17 protein-coding genes and 1 pseudogene are annotated in these 20,098 nt (G+C 52.2%); 9 read left to right on the forward strand and 9 right to left on the reverse strand.

Annotated elements, in window-relative coordinates; translation table 11 throughout:
• The 4 genes and pseudogenes from OGV50_RS12170 to OGV50_RS12185 all read right to left on the reverse strand — a co-directional run.
• A partial coding sequence (locus OGV50_RS12170; RefSeq protein ID WP_012132456.1) for a dimethylsulfoxide reductase iron-sulfur subunit DmsB occupies nt 1-614 on the reverse strand: 614 nt, incomplete at its 3' end.
• Nucleotides 615-624: 10 nt separating this feature from the next.
• On the reverse strand, nt 625-3,060 hold the full coding sequence (gene ynfF / locus OGV50_RS12175) for a selenate/tellurate reductase subunit YnfF (protein WP_110494277.1): 2,436 nt from the start codon (nt 3,058-3,060) through the stop codon (nt 625-627).
• Nucleotides 3,061-3,202: 142 nt separating this feature from the next.
• Nucleotides 3,203-5,081: pseudogene (locus tag OGV50_RS12180) on the reverse strand (molybdopterin-dependent oxidoreductase).
• Between the two features lie 171 nt (nt 5,082-5,252).
• Nucleotides 5,253-5,561 (reverse strand): DUF1161 domain-containing protein, encoded by a 309-nt coding sequence (locus tag OGV50_RS12185; RefSeq protein ID WP_012132453.1) that lies wholly within the window; start codon nt 5,559-5,561, stop codon nt 5,253-5,255.
• 103 nt (nt 5,562-5,664) lie between these two features.
• On the opposite strand from OGV50_RS12185, the gene OGV50_RS12190 reads away from it, so the two are divergent.
• Nucleotides 5,665-6,399 carry a YnfC family lipoprotein gene (locus tag OGV50_RS12190; protein WP_024130347.1) on the forward strand — a complete coding sequence of 245 codons (735 nt, stop codon included), beginning with the start codon at nt 5,665-5,667 and terminating at the stop codon, nt 6,397-6,399.
• 4 nt (nt 6,400-6,403) lie between these two features.
• Here the strand turns inward: OGV50_RS12190 and speG are convergent, their stop codons facing one another.
• Together speG and OGV50_RS12200 are read right to left on the reverse strand one after the other, a co-directional pair.
• On the reverse strand, nt 6,404-6,964 hold the full coding sequence (gene speG, locus OGV50_RS12195) for a spermidine N1-acetyltransferase (protein WP_012132451.1): 561 nt from the start codon (nt 6,962-6,964) through the stop codon (nt 6,404-6,406).
• Nucleotides 6,965-6,998: 34 nt separating this feature from the next.
• Nucleotides 6,999-7,340 carry a DUF1283 family protein gene (locus OGV50_RS12200; RefSeq protein WP_200093367.1) on the reverse strand — a complete coding sequence of 114 codons (342 nt, stop codon included), beginning with the start codon at nt 7,338-7,340 and terminating at the stop codon, nt 6,999-7,001.
• A gap of 145 nt (nt 7,341-7,485) precedes the next feature.
• Here OGV50_RS12200 and OGV50_RS12205 point away from each other — a divergent pair, with 145 nt between their 5' ends.
• The 5 genes from OGV50_RS12205 to OGV50_RS12225 all read left to right on the forward strand — a co-directional run bounded on the left by OGV50_RS12205 (nt 7,486) and on the right by OGV50_RS12225 (nt 13,250).
• A complete protein-coding gene (locus OGV50_RS12205; RefSeq protein ID WP_024130346.1) occupies nt 7,486-7,812 on the forward strand; it encodes a YnfA family protein in 327 nt (108 codons plus the stop codon).
• A 109-nt stretch (nt 7,813-7,921) separates the two neighbouring features.
• A complete protein-coding gene (gene rspA / locus OGV50_RS12210; RefSeq protein ID WP_012132448.1) occupies nt 7,922-9,136 on the forward strand; it encodes a starvation-sensing protein RspA in 1,215 nt (404 codons plus the stop codon).
• 13 nt (nt 9,137-9,149) lie between these two features.
• Nucleotides 9,150-10,169, forward strand: coding sequence for a Zn-dependent oxidoreductase (locus tag OGV50_RS12215; protein WP_114848505.1), 1,020 nt, complete (start codon nt 9,150-9,152; stop codon nt 10,167-10,169).
• A 53-nt stretch (nt 10,170-10,222) separates the two neighbouring features.
• Nucleotides 10,223-11,602: an MFS transporter gene (locus tag OGV50_RS12220; protein ID WP_200090601.1), complete on the forward strand. Its 1,380-nt coding sequence runs from the start codon at nt 10,223-10,225 to the stop codon at nt 11,600-11,602.
• 175 nt (nt 11,603-11,777) lie between these two features.
• Nucleotides 11,778-13,250, forward strand: a complete 1,473-nt coding sequence (locus tag OGV50_RS12225; RefSeq protein WP_200090602.1) for a mannitol dehydrogenase family protein — start codon at nt 11,778-11,780, stop codon at nt 13,248-13,250.
• Nucleotides 13,251-13,357: 107 nt separating this feature from the next.
• Here OGV50_RS12225 and OGV50_RS12230 read toward each other — a convergent pair whose 3' ends face one another.
• Together OGV50_RS12230 and ydfG are read right to left on the reverse strand one after the other, a co-directional pair.
• Entirely contained in the window at nt 13,358-14,044 is a 687-nt protein-coding gene (locus OGV50_RS12230; protein WP_012132443.1) for a GntR family transcriptional regulator, read from the reverse strand.
• Nucleotides 14,045-14,131: 87 nt separating this feature from the next.
• Nucleotides 14,132-14,878, reverse strand: coding sequence for a bifunctional NADP-dependent 3-hydroxy acid dehydrogenase/3-hydroxypropionate dehydrogenase YdfG (gene ydfG / locus OGV50_RS12235; protein WP_024130344.1), 747 nt, complete (start codon nt 14,876-14,878; stop codon nt 14,132-14,134).
• Between the two features lie 137 nt (nt 14,879-15,015).
• Here ydfG and dcp point away from each other — a divergent pair, with 137 nt between their 5' ends.
• The 3 genes from dcp (at nt 15,016) to OGV50_RS12250 (ending at nt 19,513) form a co-directional block, all read left to right on the forward strand.
• The gene (gene dcp / locus OGV50_RS12240; RefSeq protein WP_200090603.1) at nt 15,016-17,061 is read left to right on the forward strand and encodes a peptidyl-dipeptidase Dcp; all 2,046 of its coding nucleotides are present in this window, start codon (nt 15,016-15,018) and stop codon (nt 17,059-17,061) included.
• A 200-nt stretch (nt 17,062-17,261) separates the two neighbouring features.
• Nucleotides 17,262-18,440 carry a serine hydrolase domain-containing protein gene (locus tag OGV50_RS12245; RefSeq protein ID WP_012132439.1) on the forward strand — a complete coding sequence of 393 codons (1,179 nt, stop codon included), beginning with the start codon at nt 17,262-17,264 and terminating at the stop codon, nt 18,438-18,440.
• 182 nt (nt 18,441-18,622) lie between these two features.
• Nucleotides 18,623-19,513 (forward strand): diguanylate cyclase, encoded by an 891-nt coding sequence (locus OGV50_RS12250; RefSeq protein WP_200090604.1) that lies wholly within the window; start codon nt 18,623-18,625, stop codon nt 19,511-19,513.
• 333 nt (nt 19,514-19,846) lie between these two features.
• On the opposite strand, the gene mgtS is transcribed toward OGV50_RS12250, so the two are convergent.
• On the reverse strand, nt 19,847-19,942 hold the full coding sequence (gene mgtS, locus OGV50_RS12255) for a protein MgtS (protein ID WP_000901367.1): 96 nt from the start codon (nt 19,940-19,942) through the stop codon (nt 19,847-19,849).
• Nucleotides 19,943-20,098 lie beyond the last annotated feature (156 nt).

A 20,098-nucleotide genomic window follows, 5' to 3' on the forward strand; every position in this document is an offset into this window, starting at 1 on the left:
ACCTCCTTCGGATTTGCCAGATAACCCGTGGTATCCCCGGTCGGGCGGCTGTTGGCGTTGGGTTTAATCACAATGTTCGGTCTGGTGAAGTGCGCGCCCGGCAGCGGTGCAACGGCCGCCAGCGTGCCATGTTTCTTCCGCAGCTCTTCTATCGGGCCAAAGTCCAGCGCGCGCAGCGGGCAGGACTCGACGCAGATCGGTTTTTTGCCGTCGGCAACGCGGTCATGACAGCCGTCGCATTTGGTCATGTGGCCTTTGGCGGCGTTGTACTGTGGCGCACCGTACGGGCAGGCCATATGGCAGTAGCGACAGCCGATGCAGACGTCCTCATCCACTACCACAAAACCGTCCTCGCGTTTGTGCATTGCGCCGCTCGGGCACACTTTCGTGCAGGCCGGGTCTTCGCAGTGGTTGCAGGAGATGGAGAGATAGTAGGCAAAGACGTTCTGGTGCCAGACACCGTTATCCTCCTGCCAGTCGCCGCCCGCATATTCATAGATGCGACGGAAGCTGACGTCCGGGGTTAAATCTTTGTAGTCTTTGCAGGCCAGTTCGCAGGTTTTGCAACCGGTGCAACGACTGGAGTCAATAAAAAATCCATATTGGGTTGTCATCGGTTACTCCTTATACCTTCTCAACCTGAACGAGATTGCTGTGAGACGGGTTCCCCTTCGCCAGCGGAGAAGGACGATGTGATGTCAGAATGTTGATGGAACCGCCGTGATCGACCTGGTCGCCAAACATATCCGCCTTGAGCCAGGCGCCTTGTCCGATGGCGGTAACGCCCGGCAAAATGCGTGGCGTGACTTTTGCCGGGATCAGCATCTGCCCGTTATTGTTAAATACGCGCACCGTGTCGCCCTGTTGGATGTTGCGCGCTTTCGCGTCAATGGGGTTAATCCAGATCTCTTGCGGGCACGCTTGCTGCAACACGTCAATATTGCCGTAGCTGGAGTGGGTGCGGGCTTTATAGTGGAAGCCGGTCAATTGCAGCGGATAGGTTATTCGGATGGGATCGTCCCAGCCATCAAACCCTGGCGCATAGGCGGGCAGCGGATGAACGATCTCATCGTTTTCCAGCTCCCAGGTGTCGGCGATGGTCGCCAGCCGCTCGGAGTAGATTTCAATCTTCCCTGATGGCGTTTTCAGCGGACTGGAGGCAGGATCTTCGCGGAATGCGCGAAAGGCGACATAGTGTTCCTCCGGGCATTTTTTCTTGAAGATGCCGGTGGTTTTCATCTCTTCGTAGTCCGGCATTTCCGGGTTACGCGCTTTGGTTTTGGCATGCAGGTATTTCACCCACTCATGCTGGGTACGGCCTTCCGTAAATGTCTGGTAGACGTCCGGGCCGAGGCGTCTGGCGATTTCGCTCAGCGTCCAGTAGATCGGCTTTCTTTCAAATTTTGGTGAGGTGGCCGGTTGCCCCAGGATGACATAACCCATGTTGCCTGCGGATTCGTGCGAAATAAGATCTTCCTGTTCCGTTGGCATCAGGTCCGGCAGCAGAATGTCGCAGTATTTTGCGGACGCCGTCATGAAGTGCTCAATCCCGACGATCATTTCGCACTTGCTGTCGTCCTGTAATACGTCATGGGTGTGGGCGATGTTGCCATGCTGGTTAATCAGCGTATTGCTGGCGTAGCACCACATAAATTTGATCGGGACATCAAGTTTATCTTTACCGCGCACGCCGTCGCGTGTGGCGGTCATTTCCGCGCCATGATCGATGGCGTCTGTCCAGGTAAAAACGGAGATCTGCGTTTTTACCGGGTTATCCAGCATAGAAAACCACTCTACGCCGAGGTCCCAGGTGCCTTCACGCACGCCGGAGTTGCCGCCGTTGATCCCGACGTTGCCGGTCAGGATCGAGAGCATGGCGATCGCGCGCGCAGTTTGTTCGCCATTGGAGTGACGCTGCGGCCCCCAGCCCTGACAGATATATGCCGGTTTTGCCGAGCCGATTTCCCGTGCCAGCTGGATGATTTTTTCTGCCGGGATACTGGTGATATGCGCGGCCCATTCCGGTGTTTTGGCAATACCGTCCGGGCCATCGCCCAGAATATAGGCTTTATAGTGCGCATTACGCGGCGCGCTGGCGGGTAAGGTCGTTTCGTCGTAACCGACGCAGTATTTATCGAGGAAAGGCTTGTCGATCAGATTTTCGGTGATGAGTACCCAGGCGATCCCCGCCGCCAGCGCGGCATCAGTACCGGGACGAATAGGGAGCCATTCATCTTCGCGACCCGCTGCCGTATCGTTATAACGCGGATCGATGACGATCATTCTGGCGTTGGAGCGTTCGCGAGCCTGTTCCACATAGTAGGTCACGCCGCCGCCGCTCATGCGCGTTTCTGCCGGGTTGTTGCCGAACATTACCACCAGTTTACTGTTGGCGATGTCATCCGGGCTGTTGCCGTCATTCGTGCCGAACATATAACTCATTGCGGCGCTGATTTGTGCGGTACTGTAGCTGCCGTAACGGCTGAGATAACCACCACATGAGTTCATCAGACGATAAGGCACGTTGGAGTTCGTGATGTTCCCGCCATCCACGCCGGTGCCATACAGCACATGTACGGCTTCGTTGCCGTAGTCTTTCAGAATACGCTTCAGGTTGTCGCCAATGGTATCCAGCGCTTCATCCCAGCTGATACGTTCAAATTTGCCTTCGCCGCGTTTACCGACGCGTTTCATCGGGTATTTAAGGCGATCCGGGTGATTCATACGGCGACGGATCGAGCGTCCGCGCAGGCAGGCCCGCACCTGATGATTGCCGTAGACGTCATCGCCGGTGGTGTCGGACTCGACCCAGTACACCGCATCATCTTTCACATGCAGCCGTAGCAGACAGCGACTCCCGCAGTTGACGGTACAGGAACTCCAGACCGCTTTTTCTTCCACTGGCGCAGGCGAAAGGCCGTCAGCGGCGCGGGCGATTCGGGAGAAAGGAAGCGTGAAGGCGCTACTGGCGAGCGCGAGACCACTAATGGCGGATGTTTTCACCAGACTACGACGGCTGATAGTGGCCGTCATGAGCGCCTCAGGCGTGGTGATTTTCATAGTTACTCACTTTGCTTATTGATTAAAAAAAAGAAACGCGATTTATAAAATTTGTTTTTACAGGACGTTGGTTTGTTCGCATGACCGATGGACGTGCGAACACATCCCCCGAAACGCCTGTAATCGTTTCAGGGGATGGGGGTTACACTTTCTCGATTTCGACCAGATTGGTGTGCTGCGGATTTCCTTTCGCCAGCGGAGAGGGGCGCTGCGTCGTTAACGTATTCACGCAGGCGCCATGATCGATGCGATCGCCTGACATATCGGCATCATGCCAGGCGCCCTGGCCCATCGCGCTCACGCCGGGGAGAATGCGTGGCGTGACTTTCGCCGGAATGCGGACTTCGCCGCGATCGTTAAATACCCGCACCATATCCCCGTTGGCGATACCGCGTTTTTGCGCATCCACGGGGTTAATCCAGACTTCCTGACGGCAGGCGGATTTGAGAACATCAATGTTGCCGTAAGAGGAGTGCGTGCGTGATTTATAATGAAAACCAAAGAGTTGCAGTGGGAATACGCTGCGCTTAGGATCGTCCCATCCTTCGAACGTTGAGGCATAAATGGGAAGCGGGCTGATGACGTCGTCTTTTTCCAGCTCCCAGGTTTGGGCGATTTTAGCCAGGCGGCTGGAGTAAATTTCTATCTTGCCGGACGGCGTTTTCAGCGGGTTTGCCTGTGGGTCTTCACGGAATTTTTTATAGGCCACGAAATGGCCGTTGGGATCTTTACGCTTGTAGATCCCCATTTTTTTCAGCTCGTCATAGCCCGGTAACTCCGGGTCTTTAGCCAGCATTTTGGCGTACAGATATTGCAGCCACTGTTCCTGGGTTCGCCCCTCGGTAAACCTCTGGTGCACGTCCGGGCCCAGCCGCTTCGCGACTTCGCTCATTATCCAGTAAATGGGCTTACGCTCGAATTTAGGGGCGGTCGCGGGCTGGATGAAGATTAAATAGCCCATATTGCCCGCATAGTCGTTAGGAATGATGTCTTCCTGTTCGACCGTCATCAGGTCCGGCAACAGAATATCGGCGTATTTCGCGGAGGAGGTCATAAAGTTGTCGATGACCACGATCATTTCGCACTTCGATTCGTCTTGCAGGATCGCGTGTGTTTTATTGATATCCGAATGCTGGTTGGTGATGGTATTGCCCGCGTAATTCCAGATGAACTTGATCGGCACATCCAGCTTTTCTTTACCGCGCACGCCGTCGCGCAGGGCGGTCATTTCCGGGCCGCGGGCAATGGCGTCCGTCCAGGTAAACACGGAGATCTGCGTTTTTACCGGGTTTTCCGGTAACGGCATGCGTTCAATGGTGATGGTGTAGGTGGATTCGCGCGCGCCGCTGTTCCCGCCGTGAATACCGACATTGCCCGTCAGAATCGGCAGCATCGCAATCGCGCGTGCGGTGAGTTCACCGTTCGCCTGACGCTGCGGGCCCCATCCCTGACAAATACAGGCCGGTTTAGCCGCGCCAATTTCTCTGGTAAGGCGAGGAGCGGGTGATGTTGCCGCCGACGATACCGGAGGTGTAGTTAATGTACACAGCCTCGTTACCGTATTTATCGACCGTGTTTTTCAGGCTGTTGCTGATGGTATCCAGCGCTTCTTCCCAACTGATGCGCTCAAATTTTCCTTCGCCGCGTTTGCCTGTGCGTTTCATCGGGTAGTTGAGGCGATCAGGATGGTTAATTCGCCGACGGATTGAACGTCCGCGCAGGCAGGCGCGCACCTGGTGATTGCCATAGACATCTTCGCCGGTGTTGTCGGTTTCCACCCACCAGACTTCATCATCTTTGACGTGGAGACGCAGGGCGCAGCGGCTACCGCAGTTGACCGAACATGCTCCCCAGACCACTTTGTCTTTAGCGGGCTGGATTGCCTGCTGCACGGCAGCCGCCGCGGTACGCATCCCGAAAGGCAAGGAGAACCCTCCGGCAGCGAGCGCCAGCGATCCTATCGCGGTGGATTTCACTAACGTCCTGCGGCTGATGCCTCCCTGTTGTTCAACATCGGACATAATTCACTCCATTATAGTTATCATTATATAATTATGTTTATAACGAAATTAATAGGATACTAATGAAAGAGTGATTTTAACCCCTTATAGGTAGGGGTTATTAATCCATGTCAAAATTGAGGGAATCTTTCTAAGAGGGAGTAAGAGCCTGGTATATCAGGCTCTTATCTGTTACTGAGGTTCGACAGCATGCCCGTCCTGAGAAGGACTGGTACTGGCAGGAGCGTTTCCGCTGCTGGTGCGGGTATACAAAATTTTATGGGTATCGTTTGCACAGTGGCCTACGACCTGGGAATCGGGCTGATCCGCCTGGTCATTAGGAACAATAGTTAACGTAAAACTGGACTCCGCCACACCATTGTTAATGATGCGCTGTTCGATGTCGCTTTTGACTCTTTCACATGACTCCGGCGCCGCCAGTACCTGCGGGGAGGCGACGATGAGCAGACACGCTGCAATTCCTGCTGAGATTTTCATCATTCACTCCTTTTATGAACACGATAATGAAAGCTTAGCATTTCTAGTGTAAACAACTGTATTTGCTAATATGATTGAGAATCATCTCCTTATCCTGGTGAATAACGTGAAGAAACAGACCCTGGTGAGCTTTCTGTGTGTGCTGCTTGTTGGATGTGATAACGCCACTGTTCTGGTCTCCTTTACCCCGGAAATGGCCAGCTTTTCCAATGAGTTCGATTTTGATCCGTTGCGCGGCCCGGTTAAAGATTTCAGCCAGACGTTGATGAACGACAAAGGGGAAGTGACGAAGCGCATCAGCGGAACGCTTTCGCAGGAAGGCTGCTTTGATACGCTGGAACTGCACGATCTGGAAAACAATACCGGGCTGGCGTTGGTACTGGATGCAAACTACTACCGCGATGCCGAGACGATGGAGAAAAGAGTGCGCTTGCAGGGGAAATGCCAGTTGGCGGAGTTGCCCTCGGCAGGCGTGGTCTGGGATACGGACGATAACGGTTTTGTTGTTTCCGCAACGGGAAGAGAGACGAAGGTACAGTACCGCTATGATGCGGAAGGGTATCCGTTGGGTAAGACCACCATCAGTAAAGACAAAACGTTATCCATTGATGCAAAACCGTCGGCGGACCCGCTTAAAAAGCTCGACTATACGGCGGTCAGCCTGCTGAACGATCGCCCGTTAGGCAATGTGAAGCAGACGTGTGAATATGATAATTACGCCAATCCGATCAACTGCCAGCTTGTGATCGTTGATGAAAGCGTCGAACCCGCCGTTGCGCGGAGCTATACCATTAAAAATACGATTGATTATTACCCGGCTGCGTCTGACACAGCCGGGTAGCGGCTTACTGTGCGGTAGGCTTCAGCAGGCTTGAGCCCGGCGTTTTGTGATCGTCCAGATATTGCTGCTGGAAAATGCACATACGAATGGTGTTGCGGTATTGGCCATTGATAAAGAACTCATGAATCAGTTCACCTTCAACCATAAAACCTAACTTACGGTAAATGTGAATGGCTTTTTCGTTTTCTTTATCAACGATCAGATACAGCTTATAAAGGTTGAGTACGGTGAATCCGTAGTCCATCGCCAGCTTCGCTGCGCGCGAAGCCAGCCCTTTTCCCTGGTATTCCGGCGAGATGATGATTTGAAACTCAGCCCGGCGGTGAACGTGATTAATTTCTACCAGTTCGACCAGACCGGCTTTTTCGCCGTTGCACTCCACGACAAAGCGCCGTTCGCTCTGGTCATGAATGTGCTTATCATACAGGTCAGACAGCTCGACAAACGCTTCGTACGGCTCTTCAAACCAGTAACGCATTACGCTGGCGTTGTTATCAAGCTGGTGGACGAATCGTAAATCTTCGCGCTCCAGCGGGCGCAACTTAACACTGTTGGCGTGGGTCATTTTGTGTCCTTACCGTCTGTCGCTCAACGCACTGTTATGGCGCAACGGTACGGCCAGTACGACGATCCAGGCAACGCAGCGTATTCGGTTCCCAGTACGCGTTAAGGTTGGTGCTCTGCTCGCACTTGTCGCGGTTATCAAACGCGGCGTCGGCTTTGTCCCACTCTTTCTCCGTGCGCGTGTTCACTTTCTGGCGCAGGCTGCGGGTATCATTCCATTGTTCCTTTTCCATGGCTGCGTGTTGGCGGCTTTGCGCGCTGTCTCCAGATTCAATGATCAGTTTGCTGGTATTCGCGAATGCGGAGGTGGTATACACGACAGCACCCAGCGCAAGCATTGCCGTCAGGCACAGGCGTTTGCTAAGTGTATTGTTCATGGTTAATTCCTTTCATGATAGAGGGATAAAACTTGTCTAAATTCTACACCATTCCTGGCGCAGGGCATACCCATCCTGCGGGTATGGATACGAAGGCGCTATTCTGGCGTATCATGCTTAAACCTGACGTAACGCAATGATGATGATGCTAAAAACAACACTTCTTTTTTTCATGACCGCACTGTGCGAAATCGTGGGCTGTTTTCTGCCCTGGCTATGGTTGAAGCGGGGCGCGACGGCCTGGCTGCTGGTTCCGGCGGGAGTCTCACTGGCGTTATTCGTCTGGCTGCTGACGTTGCATCCGGCCGCCAGCGGCCGCGTCTATGCGGCTTATGGCGGGGTTTATGTCTGTACTGCGCTGTTATGGTTACGCTTTGTTGACGGCGTCAGACTCAGTCTTTATGACTGGTCAGGCGCACTGATCGCACTCTGTGGAATGCTGATTATCGTTGCCGGGTGGGGGCGCGCTTAAGCGCCTCATTTTGTGATCGATGAGCGATTTTTTGATCATTATACTTGTATGGTAGTAGTTCAGGTGTGTAAATTTCCTGCATCGCACAGAAGAGATGTAAGGAACAACAATGAAGATTGTAGGGGCTGAAGTTTTTGTCACATGTCCGGGACGTAACTTTGTCACGCTGAAAATCACCACCGAGGACGGTATCACCGGCCTGGGCGACGCTACCCTGAATGGCCGTGAGCTGTCGGTGGCATCCTATCTGAAAGATCACCTTTGCCCGCAGCTTATTGGCCGCGATGCGCACCGTATCGAAGATATCTGGCAGTTCTTTTATAAAGGCGCCTACTGGCGTCGCGGGCCGGTCACGATGTCTGCCATTTCTGCCGTTGACATGGCGCTGTGGGATATCAAAGCGAAAGCCGCCAACATGCCGCTGTATCAGTTGCTGGGCGGCGCATCCCGCGAAGGCGTGATGGTCTATTGCCACACGACGGGTCACACCATTGATGATGTGCTGGAAGATTATGCGCGTCACAAAGAGATGGGGTTTAAAGCGATTCGCGTGCAGTGCGGCGTGCCGGGTATGAAAACTACCTACGGCATGTCTAAAGGCAAAGGTCTGGCCTACGAACCCGCTACGAAAGGCCAGTGGCCGGAAGAGCAACTCTGGTCAACCGAGAAATACCTCGATTTCACGCCGAAACTGTTTGACGCCGTACGTGCTGAATTTGGTTTTGAAGAGCATTTGCTTCACGACATGCACCACCGCCTGACGCCGATTGAAGCCGCCCGTTTTGGTAAGCGCGTTGAGGATTATCGTCTGTTCTGGATGGAGGACCCGACGCCTGCGGAAAACCAGGAATGCTTCCGTCTGATTCGTCAGCATACGGTGACGCCGATTGCCGTCGGGGAAGTGTTCAACAGCATCTGGGACTGCAAGCAGCTCATTGAGGAGCAACTGATTGACTATATCCGCACCACCATTACCCATGCCGGCGGCATTACGGGGATGCGCCGCATTGCGGATTTTGCCTCGCTTTACCAGGTGCGCACGGGGTCTCATGGGCCTTCTGATTTGTCGCCGGTTTGCATGGCCGCAGCGCTTCACTTTGATCTGTGGGTGCCTAACTTTGGCGTTCAGGAATACATGGGGTACTCCGAACAAATGCTTGATGTCTTCCCGCATAGCTGGACGTTCGATAACGGCTATATGCACCCAGGCGACAAGCCGGGTCTTGGTATTGAATTTGATGAAAAACTGGCGGCGAAATATCCGTATGACCCTGCGTATTTGCCGGTCGCCCGTCTGGAAGATGGCACGTTGTGGAACTGGTAAGGAGTGATATGACATGAAAAGTATAGTGATTGAAAAACCTGACACGCTGGTTTTAGCGGAGCGTCCTATCCCTGAGCCTGCGGCCGGGGACGTTCGGGTTAAAGTGAAACTGGCGGGGATCTGCGGTTCTGATAGCCATATCTATCGTGGGCATAATCCTTTTGCAAAGTATCCGCGTGTTATCGGGCATGAATTTTTTGGTGTGATTGACGCCGTAGGCGAAGGTGTCAGCCACGCCAGAGTGGGGGAACGCGTATCGGTCGATCCCGTCATCAGTTGCGGGCATTGCTATCCCTGTTCAATAGGCAAGCCCAATGTATGTACCTCGCTGGTTGTTCTGGGCGTACACCGCGACGGCGGATTTAGTGAATATGCGGTCGTTCCGGCGAAAAACGCGTTTACGATCCCGGATGCCATTGCTGATAAGCACGCGGTGATGGTTGAACCTTTCACCATTGCGGCGAACGTCACCGGGCAGGTTAATCCGACAGAGAACGATATTGCGCTGATTTATGGCGCAGGGCCGATGGGACTGACGACGGTTCAGGCGCTGAAGGGCGTTTATAACGTTAAAGAGGTGATTGTTGCCGATCGTATTGATGAACGACTGGAGATGGCGAAAGAAAGCGGCGCCGACTGGGTTATCAATAATGGACAGCAATCTCTGCAAGATTTCCTGGATGAAAAAGGGTTAAAACCGACGCTGATCGTCGATGCGGCGTGTCATCCGTCTATTTTACAAGAAGCTATCTCGCTGGCGTCGCCCGCCGCGCGCATTGTTCTGATGGGGTTCTCCAGCGAACCTTGCCAGATTGTGCAGCAGGGGATTACCGGCAAGGAGCTGTCAATTTATTCCTCCCGTCTGAATGCGAATAAATTCCCGGTCGTTATTGGCTGGCTGGAAAAAGGTCTGATCGATCCCGATAAGCTCGTCACGCATACGTTTAATTACCACCATGTCACTGACGCGATTGAATTGTTCGAGAAAGACCAGCGGCACTGCTGCAAGGTTTTACTCACATTCTCTGAATAATATTAATAAATGCGAGAGAGTGGTACGCATCTTACCTCTTAGAGATTGCCAATATGACTCAACAAAAACATGAACGGTCAACAAAAGATTTAATCAGAGCCGCCGTATCCGGTTGGCTGGGAACCGCCCTTGAATTTATGGATTTCCAGTTATATTCTCTGGGCGCTGCATTAGTTTTCCATGAAATATTTTTCCCGGAACAGTCCGCCGCAATGGCGCTTATTTTGGCGATGGGAACCTATGGCGCAGGATATATCGCACGTATTGTCGGCGCGTTTATTTTCGGAAAAATGGGCGACAGTATTGGGCGTAAAAAAGTCTTGTTTATCACTATCACCATGATGGGGATTTGTACAACCCTCATTGGGGTTCTGCCGACCTATGCGCAAATTGGTATATTTGCGCCTGTTTTACTGGTGACGTTACGTATTGTTCAGGGGTTAGGCGCCGGGGCGGAGATCTCCGGGGCGGGAACGATGCTGGCTGAGTATGCGCCTAAAGGGAAACGCGGCATTATTTCCTCGCTTGTCGCAATGGGAACAAACTGCGGTACGCTGAGCGCAACGGCAATCTGGGCAGTGATGTTCTTTGCGCTTGACAGAGAACAGCTTCTGGCCTGGGGATGGCGTATCCCATTCCTGGCGAGCGTTGTTGTCATGATCTTCGCTATCTGGCTGCGTATGAACCTCAAAGAAAGCCCGGTATTTGAAAAGGTCAATGAAAGCGAAAATGCGCCAGCGTTAAATAACGCATCAGAAAACACATTGGGCGCCATGTTTAGCAGTAAATCCTTCTGGCTGGCAACCGGTTTACGTTTCGGTCAGGCGGGCAATTCTGGGTTAATTCAGACATTCCTTGCAGGATATTTAGTGCAGACGTTATTATTCAATAAGGCGATTCCTACCGACGCGTTAATGATTAGCTCTGTCATTGGTTTTATTACTATTCCACTTTTGGGGTGGTTATCTGATAAATATGGTCGCCGCCTGCCTTATATTTTATTGAATATATCTGCGATTATTCTTGCGTACCCGATGTTGTCTATCATCGTGGATAAAACCTATAGCCCCGGCGTGATTATGACCGCGCTTATTGTTATTCATAACTTTGCCGTGCTGGGTCTCTTCGCGCTGGAAAACATTACGATGGCCGAGATGTTTGGTTCGCGTAATCGCTTTACCCGGATGGCGATTTCAAAAGAAGCCGGTGGCTTAGTCGCCGTTGGATTTGGTCCTGTACTGGCAGGTATTTTCTGTAATATGACCGATTCCTGGTTGCCTATATTAGCGATGATCATTGCCTATTCTCTTATCGGCTTAATTTCAGCGATTTTGATGCCGGAAGTGAAAGATCGCGATCTGAGTGTGCTGGAGGATGCAGCGGACCTAAAGGCGGCAAGTAGCGTTCAGGGTTCGGCAACGCAGGTAGGGTAACGTCGCACAGGGCATGACCGGAATGGACAGGGAATGTTGAATTTCGGTCATGTTGTCACATAACTTTAAAATGATGTCATACCAATTGCAAAAAGCTTAATTCAAATCAAATCATACAACCCTACAGGCGTTACTCTGAGACAGTCCTGAATTCATTCATACAATAGGTCATACCATGCAAAACAAGCTCTTAACGGCTAAGGCTTCGCTTCCTCATTACGATCGCGCCAGACTGGTTCCTCGCATTGTGCATTTGGGCTTTGGCGCATTCCATCGCGCGCATCAGGGTGTCTACGCGGATATCCTCGCGGCGGAACACAACAGCGACTGGGGATACTGTGAAGTCAACCTGATTGGCGGCGAGCAGCAGATTGCCGACCTGAAGCAGCAAGACAACCTGTATACCGTGGCGGAAATGTCAGCGGATGCCTGGACCGCAAGGGTTGTTGGGGTGGTAAAAAACGCGCTGCACGCGCAGGTTGACGGTCTGGAAACCGTCCTGGCTGCCATGTGCGAGCCGCAGGTGGCGATTGTTTCCCTGACGATTACAGAAAAAGGGTACTGCCACTCTCCGGCGACCGGTCAGTTGATGCTGGATCACCCGATGATCGCCGCCGATCTGCAAAACCCGCAGCAGCCGAAATCCGCGCCTGGCGTGGTGGTGGAAGCGCTGGCGCGTCGTAAAGCGGCTGGCCTGGCGCCATTTACCGTGATGTCCTGCGATAACATGCCTGAAAATGGACACGTCATGCGCAATGTGGTTACTGCCTATGCCCGTGCGGTAGATGCAGAGCTGGCCGCGTGGATTGAGCAACATGTGACGTTCCCGTCCACGATGGTTGATCGTATTGTACCGGCGGTGACGGCTGACACGCTGGATAAGATCGAACAGTTAACCGGCGTACGCGATCCTGCGGGTGTGGCGTGTGAACCGTTCCGCCAGTGGGTGATTGAGGATAATTTTGTCGCGGGTCGCCCTGAATGGGAAAAAGCGGGCGCTGAACTGGTGGCAGATGTTATCCCGTTCGAAGAGATGAAACTGCGTATGCTTAATGGCAGTCACTCATTCCTGGCGTACCTTGGGTATCTGGCGGGCTATCAGCACATTAATGACTGCATGGAAGATGAAAATTACCGCCTGGCCGCGCATGCGTTAATGTTGCAGGAACAGGCGCCGACGCTGAAAGTGAAGGGGGTGGATCTGAAGCGTTATGCCGATTTGCTGATCGCGCGCTACAGCAACCCGGCGTTGCGTCACCGTACCTGGCAAATTGCGATGGACGGTAGCCAGAAACTGCCGCAGCGTATGCTGGACTCCGTTCGCTGGCATATCGCGCATAACAGCCATTTCGACCTGCTGGCCTTAGGCGTGGCGGGCTGGATGCGTTACGTTGGCGGCGTTGATGAGCAGGGGAATCCGATTGAAATTAGCGATCCGCTGCTGCCGGTTATTCAGCAAGCGGTTCAGGGCAGTGAAGAAGGGGAAAGTCGCGTTCAGGCGCTGCTGGCCATCGATGCGATTTTCGGTAATGAATTGCCGCACGTTGAGCTGTTTACGAATAAGGTGAAAGAAGCGTATCTGTCGCTGCTTGCCAACGGTGCGAAAGCAACCGTTGCAAAATATGCGGTGAATATCGCATCAGCGTAATCTCTGCGTGGTTGTAGGCCGGATAAGGCCTGCAACGTTCAACATCATTGACTATTGTAGGCCGGATAAGGCGGTTACGCCGCCATCCGGCTTGTTTGTCAGCGGGATTACTCTTCGCTGAACCAGTCGCTGTTTTCCTGGCGGATAAGCTGAACGGACTCGCCAATCTCCTGTAGATGCACAGTCATTGCGCGTTCCACCGCGTCGGCGTCATGCTTTTCCAGGGCGGCAAAAATATCATGATGCTGGCGCAGCAACATTTCAGGCGGCGACACATGATCCAGACTCATATAACGCACGCGGTCGATGGTGGCTTTAATATTTTCAACCGTATCCCACGCCAGCTGGCAATCGGCAATTAATGCCAGTTTCTGGTGAAATTCATCATCAAGCTGGAAGAAATCGTTGAGCTGCTTGCGGTCGATGGCGATCCGCTGCTGGTGAAGGTTCTGCTCCAGCTGATAGCACTGGCTGTCGGTGATCATCAACGCCGCGCGACGAACGACCGCACATTCGATGGCCTGTCGGACAAAACACCCATTCTGCACCTGCGATAATGAAATCTTATTCACATAGCTGCCGCGCTGAGGGCGGATTTGAATCAAACCGTTTTCCGCCAGCTTAATAAACGCTTCACGTACAGGCTGGCGCGACACGTTAAAGCGCACGGAAACCTCTTTCTCGGAAAGCGGTGTGCCTGGCGCAATCAGACAGTGCACGATGTCACGTCGGAGAATGCGGTAAATTTGCTGATTTACAGGCTGCGTAGGATTGAGTTGGGTTTCAACGGTCATTCGTTCTTACTTTTTAGAGAGTTAACCAGAATACTCTACCACTTTTTTGTCACTATCTATACCCGACCCGCAGGCCGGGTATAAAAATTAACCCCGATGAACGCTCAGTCCGGCAAAAGACTGCGTAACCGGCATCATTTCCAGCGTATTAATGTTCACATGCGCAGGCAGATTAGCGACCCACCATACCGCTTCTGTGACATCATCCGGCGTGAGCGCGGTTGTGTTCTCGTAGGTTTTACCCGCTTTGTCGTCATCGCCTTTAAAGCGGACGTTAGAAAACTCCGTGCCGCCGACCAGACCGGGTTCAATATCGGTGACGCGTACCGCCGTACCGTGTAAATCCGTGCGCAGATTCAGACTGAACTGGCGCACAAACGCTTTGGTTGCGCCATATACGTTGCCACCCGCGTATGGCCAGCTACCTGCGGTAGAGCCAATATTGATGATGTGGCCGCGATTGCGCTCCACCATGCCAGGCAGAACCGCGCGGGTCATGTAAATAAGACCTTTGTTGTTCGTGTCGATCATGGTTTCCCAGTCTTCCACGCTGGCTTTATGCGCGGGCTCAAGCCCCAGCGCCAGCCCGGCGTTGTTGACCAGCACATCAATGTTGCGCCACTCTGCGGGTAATGACGCCAGCATATCTTCAATGGATGCACGGTTACGCACATCTAAACGAGCGATAAACAGATTGTCGCCCAGCTCATCTTTCAATTCTTGCAGGCGTTCCTGGCGACGGCCAGTGGCAATCACTTTGTGTCCATTCTCAATAAAACGACGTGTAATGCATTCGCCGAAACCTGCGGTCGCACCGGTGACTAAAACGATCATCTCACTGTTCCTCAACGCTTTTTGTGTTGTATTACCATAGCACGCCATCTCTGTTCAGGGGTAATCCTCGTTAATGGGATTGCGGTCATTTCAAGGGAGACCTACTCTAATGAACAAATCGTTTGCAGGAGTGAAAAATGTCGTTAACGAATCCATTCTTTAGCCAGAGCGTATTGCCTTACCAGGCCCCGCGTTTTGATCTGATTGAAGACCGCCATTACCGCCCGGCGTTTGACGAAGGGATGCGGCAAAAGCGCGCTGAAATTGATGCGATTGTCCAAAACCCGCAAGCGCCTGATTTTGAGAACACGTATCTGGCGCTGGAGCAAAGCGGCGCGTTGCTCACCCGTGTGACAAGCGTGTTTTTCGCCATGACAGCGGCGCATACCAATGACGAATTACAGCGCCTTGATGAAGCCTTTTCCGCTGAACTGGCGGCGTTGGCAAATGATATTTATCTCAACAGTACGCTCTTTGCGCGTGTGGATGCGGTCTGGCGACAGCGGGAGACGCTGGCGCTGGATGCCGAGTCGTTGCGTCTTGTGGAGGTTATCCACCAGCGTTTTGTACTTTCCGGCGCGCAGCTTGGCGATGACGATAAAGCGCAGCTCAGGAGCCTGAATACCGAATCCGCCACGCTGACCAGCCAGTTTAATCAGCGGCTGTTGGCGGCGAATAAATCCGGTGGGATGGTGGTTGATTATCGCCATCAACTGGACGGATTGAGTCAGGAGGAGGTCGTTCTTGCCGCTGATGCCGCCAGGGAAAAAGGGCTGGCGGATCGCTGGCTTATTCCGCTTCTCAATACCACACAACAACCGACACTGGCCGTTTTACGCGATCGTCAGACCCGTGAAAATCTGTTTAACGCCGCATGGACTCGTGCGGAAAAGAACGACGCCAACGACACGCGTGCGATTGTTCAGCGTCTGGTGGACATCCGTACCCGGCAGGCAACATTACTCGGGTTTGCCAGTTATGCCGCCTGGAAAACTGCCGATCAGATGGCGAAAACGCCTGACGCGGCGCTCGCTTTTATGCGCGCCATTGTTCCGGCCGCGCGTCAGCGCGCGCTGGATGAGCAGGCTGAGATCCAGAAAGTGATCGATGATGAGCAGGGAGGATTCACGACCCAGGCGTGGGACTGGGCGTACTATGCTGAGCAGGTACGCCGTGGAAAATACGCGCTGGATGAAGCGCAGCTCAAACCTTACTTTGCGTTAGATACGGTACTGAACGACGGTGTGTTCTGGACGGCAAACCAGCTGTTCGGCATTAAGTTTATCGAGCGCTTTGATATCCCGGTTTACCATCCTGATGTGCGCGTCTGGGAAATTTTCGATCATGATGGCGTCGGTCTGGCGTTGTTTTATGGTGATTTCTTTGCCCGCGAGTCAAAAAGCGGCGGCGCATGGATGGGCAATTTTATTGAACAATCCACGCTTAACGAAACCAGACCGGTTATCTACAACGTCTGTAATTACCAGAAGCCAGCGGCAGGGCAGCCCGCATTGTTGCTTTGGGATGATGTGATCACCTTGTTCCATGAATTTGGTCATACGCTGCACGGCCTGTTTGCGACACAGCGCTATGCGACGCTGTCGGGGACGAACACCCCGCGCGATTTTGTCGAATTTCCTTCGCAGATTAATGAGCACTGGGCGAGTCATCCGCAGGTGTTCGAACGCTATGCGCGCCACGTCGGGACGGGTGAAAAAATGCCTGAAGCGTTGCAGGAAAAAATGCGGCGGGCAAGCCTGTTTAACAAAGGCTATGACATGACGGAACTGCTCAGCGCCGCATTGCTGGATATGCGCTGGCACAGTCTTGAAACCTTTTCGGCATCGCAGTCGGTCGATCTCTTTGAACAGCAGGCGCTGGCGGCGGAAGAACTCGATCTTCCGGCAGTGCCGCCGCGCTACCGGAGCAGCTATTTCGCCCATATTTTCGGTGGCGGGTATGCGGCAGGCTATTACGCCTATTTGTGGACGCAAATGCTGGCGGACGACGGCTACCAGTGGTTTGTTGAACAGGGAGGGTTAACGCGTGAGAACGGACAGCGTTTCCGTGATGCCATCTTGTCACGCGGCAACAGTACGGATCTGGAACGCCTCTACCCGGCGTGGCGGGGTCATGAGCCGCGTATCGAACCCATGTTAAAACACCGGGGTTTAGACCGCTAAGCACAAGGGCGCTGCCTGAATGTTTATCAGGCAACGCTCTGATTTTTTATCAATGTTAAGTAAGCTGCCGGGATACTGGTGTACAATGTGGGCTTCTTTTTATCCGGGGCCCCTGTTTTCATGTGTTCGTATTCTCTTCCGCTTTTCTCTTTGTTTGAGAAAAACCCTGTTGTGTCTGTGAATCAGAACTGATGCGAACAATGAAAATTAAACACCAGATGCTCTGCGTATCCTTATTTGCGCTCATCGGGTGTGGCAACAGCACGCTTTCACAGCTGGATATGCCTGCGCAAAAAAGCGCGCAAGTTGTGGTGGGATACTACGGACGCGGTATTGATCCGATGATTCGGCAATATATGCGGGAAAAAGAGGTGACTGGCGTCGTTGTTGCTGTTATTCAGAATAATGGCCCGGCAGAATTTCACAGTTACGGGATAACCGATGATAAAAATCGTTATCCCATCACGCCAGATACGCTGTTCGCTTTAGGCTCGCTGAGTAAAGGCGTGACGGCAGAAGTGACGACGATGCTGGTGGATGAAGGGGTGTTTAACTGGACGGATACACTGGAAACGTTGCTTCCACAGAATACGCCTTTAAGCCCTGACGCCAAAAATATTACGCTCCTCCAGTTGGTGACTCACACTTCCGGTTTGCCCCGACAGCCTATGGATTTGCTGACGCTGGAAAACTTAATGCGCTATTTCAGTAACGGCGAGAACTTTTATACGCAGCTGGACAGCGACGCCGTGCTGGGTTATCTCAGTGATTTTACTGCGCCGGACGCGCGCGTTCCGCAGTATTCCAACATCGGCTACGCCATCCTGGGGTATATTTTGCAGCGCAGAACGGGAGAGCCGATCCAGGCGCTGGCGCAACGCATGATATTTGAACCGCTGGCGATGACAAACAGCAGTTATACGCCCACCTTATTGAAGGCATACCCGCGAAGAGCGCTGGGCCATGCTGGCGATCAGCCTAAGCTCATTACCCGTGGTCATCTGACGCCAGACTGGGTTTTTAACAAAAATATGATGGGGGCGGCCAGTTTATACAGTAGCGCCCGCGATCTGGCTAATTATGCCCGCGCGCATTTTACATCCACAACCGTTTCGGCCATCGATCAGGCTTTTGCTGAAGCCACACAGACTTATTATTATCGACAGAAAGAAGCAGCGAATATTGCGTGGGTGAGTGATGAGTTTTCTGCGCAAAAGATCACCTATCAGGTCGGATATATTGGTGGGTATTCCAGCTATATTGGGTTTGATAAAAGAAATCGCAACGCGGTAGTGGTTTTGCAAAATAGTTTCAACTGGAGTAATTATATCGGTCAGACGATCCTGACTCGCCTGGCGCAGCAGGGGAAGGGCGATTAAAGATGTTAAGTGCATTGCAAATACTCCAGGATTATTCACTTTTTTCCTTCATTACCACTTTAAAATCATAGCGTTATAGAACCTCCATTTCCTGGTTCGGCCTTCTATTAATAAATTGACATAAATTTGCTTTTGTACCGCTAGACTACGGTACATCAAGGATGTATGCCCAAGGAGCGGCAATGATTAAAAAAACGATAGAAATCGATACCATCTTGTTAGATCTGAACCAGTCTATTGATGCCCACTATCAGTGGCTGGTGAAAATGTTTCGTTGCACAGTGTCTGGCGATGTCAATCAACCCGATATTTTCGATATCAATTCTCACTGTCTGTGTCAGTTCAGCCAATGGCTAAATAATCATCCGGTACACGAACCTGAAGAAAAGGGCTTTGTTATCAAGATTATTATTGCTCATGAACACATGCATACACGAGGTCGGGAATTACTGCGGGCGATCGCGGAGAAACGTTCGGAAGATCACCATTTTGACAGCTTTCAGGAAGCGTTATTAGCATTTACCTCGGCGGTGATGGACTACAAAATATATCTGCTCAATATTCGCAGCAATATGGATATATTAACCGGATTACCCGGGCGCAGAGTCCTTGATGAATCTTTCGAACGTCAGCTTATTGATGCGCAACCGCTTAATTTATATTTGCTGCTTTTTGATATTGACCGCTTTAAATTGGTCAATGACAACTATGGTCATCTGGTCGGTGATAGCGTGCTGCGCACCCTGGCGTCGAATTTATCCGTCTGGACGCGCTACGATGAAACGCCTTACCGCTATGGCGGGGAGGAGTTTGTGATTATCATCCGTACAAAAACGGATGAACAGGCCTGTCGGGCAGGGTTACGTATCTGCCAGCTAGTGGCGGATAATCCGATTAACTACCCTGATGGAGAACTTTCGATAACGGTAACTGCGGGCATTACCCTGGCGCAGCAGGGAGAACCGCTGGATGTCGTCATCGGACGCGCAGACAGGGCAATGTACCGGGGTAAACAAACCGGAAGGAATCGCTGCATGTTTATGGACAAAGATCAGCAAATCACGCGTGTGTAACATGAGCCGAACGGCACGCTCTTTACATAACCGGTTCACTGACATAAGTGTGCAAAGGGATGGAAGCGCGAAACGCCGGTTTTGCTGGTTTAGTTCTATGTTGTTTAACCTTCATTGATATTGTCTGTGTCAGGATGGTAAACGATCCGTTATCTGCGCAGGGAATTGCCTGATAACGCATAAGGTAAAAACACAAATCTATCCATGCAAGCATTCACCGCTGGTTTATCCGGCGGTTTTTTTTGTCTGTCTGTCTGCCGGGCGGGTAAAAAAATGGCCCCTTGTGCAGTTACGCTACAAGGGGCCTTGTCGGTGAGGAGCTATCTCCGTTCATTAATCATCCCATTTATGGCTGAAATACGCGGCCAGAAAACCAGAAAATAAAATAATTCCCAGAACGGCCATGAAAACGTTCATATTACCCAGCATATAATGCCTCCTTTTATTTGTGTGTTTCCTCTCTTACCTTAATTCACCTCATGAGCACCCATAGTAGCAGATTAAATCTAAGGAAGGTGCGAACAAGTTCCTGATATGAGATCATCATATTCATCCGGAGCGCATCCCAGAGGGACATCATGAGCC

It is taken from the genome of Citrobacter sp. CK180 (assembly GCF_030333655.1).
Lineage (GTDB): Bacteria > Pseudomonadota > Gammaproteobacteria > Enterobacterales > Enterobacteriaceae > Citrobacter_B > Citrobacter_B koseri.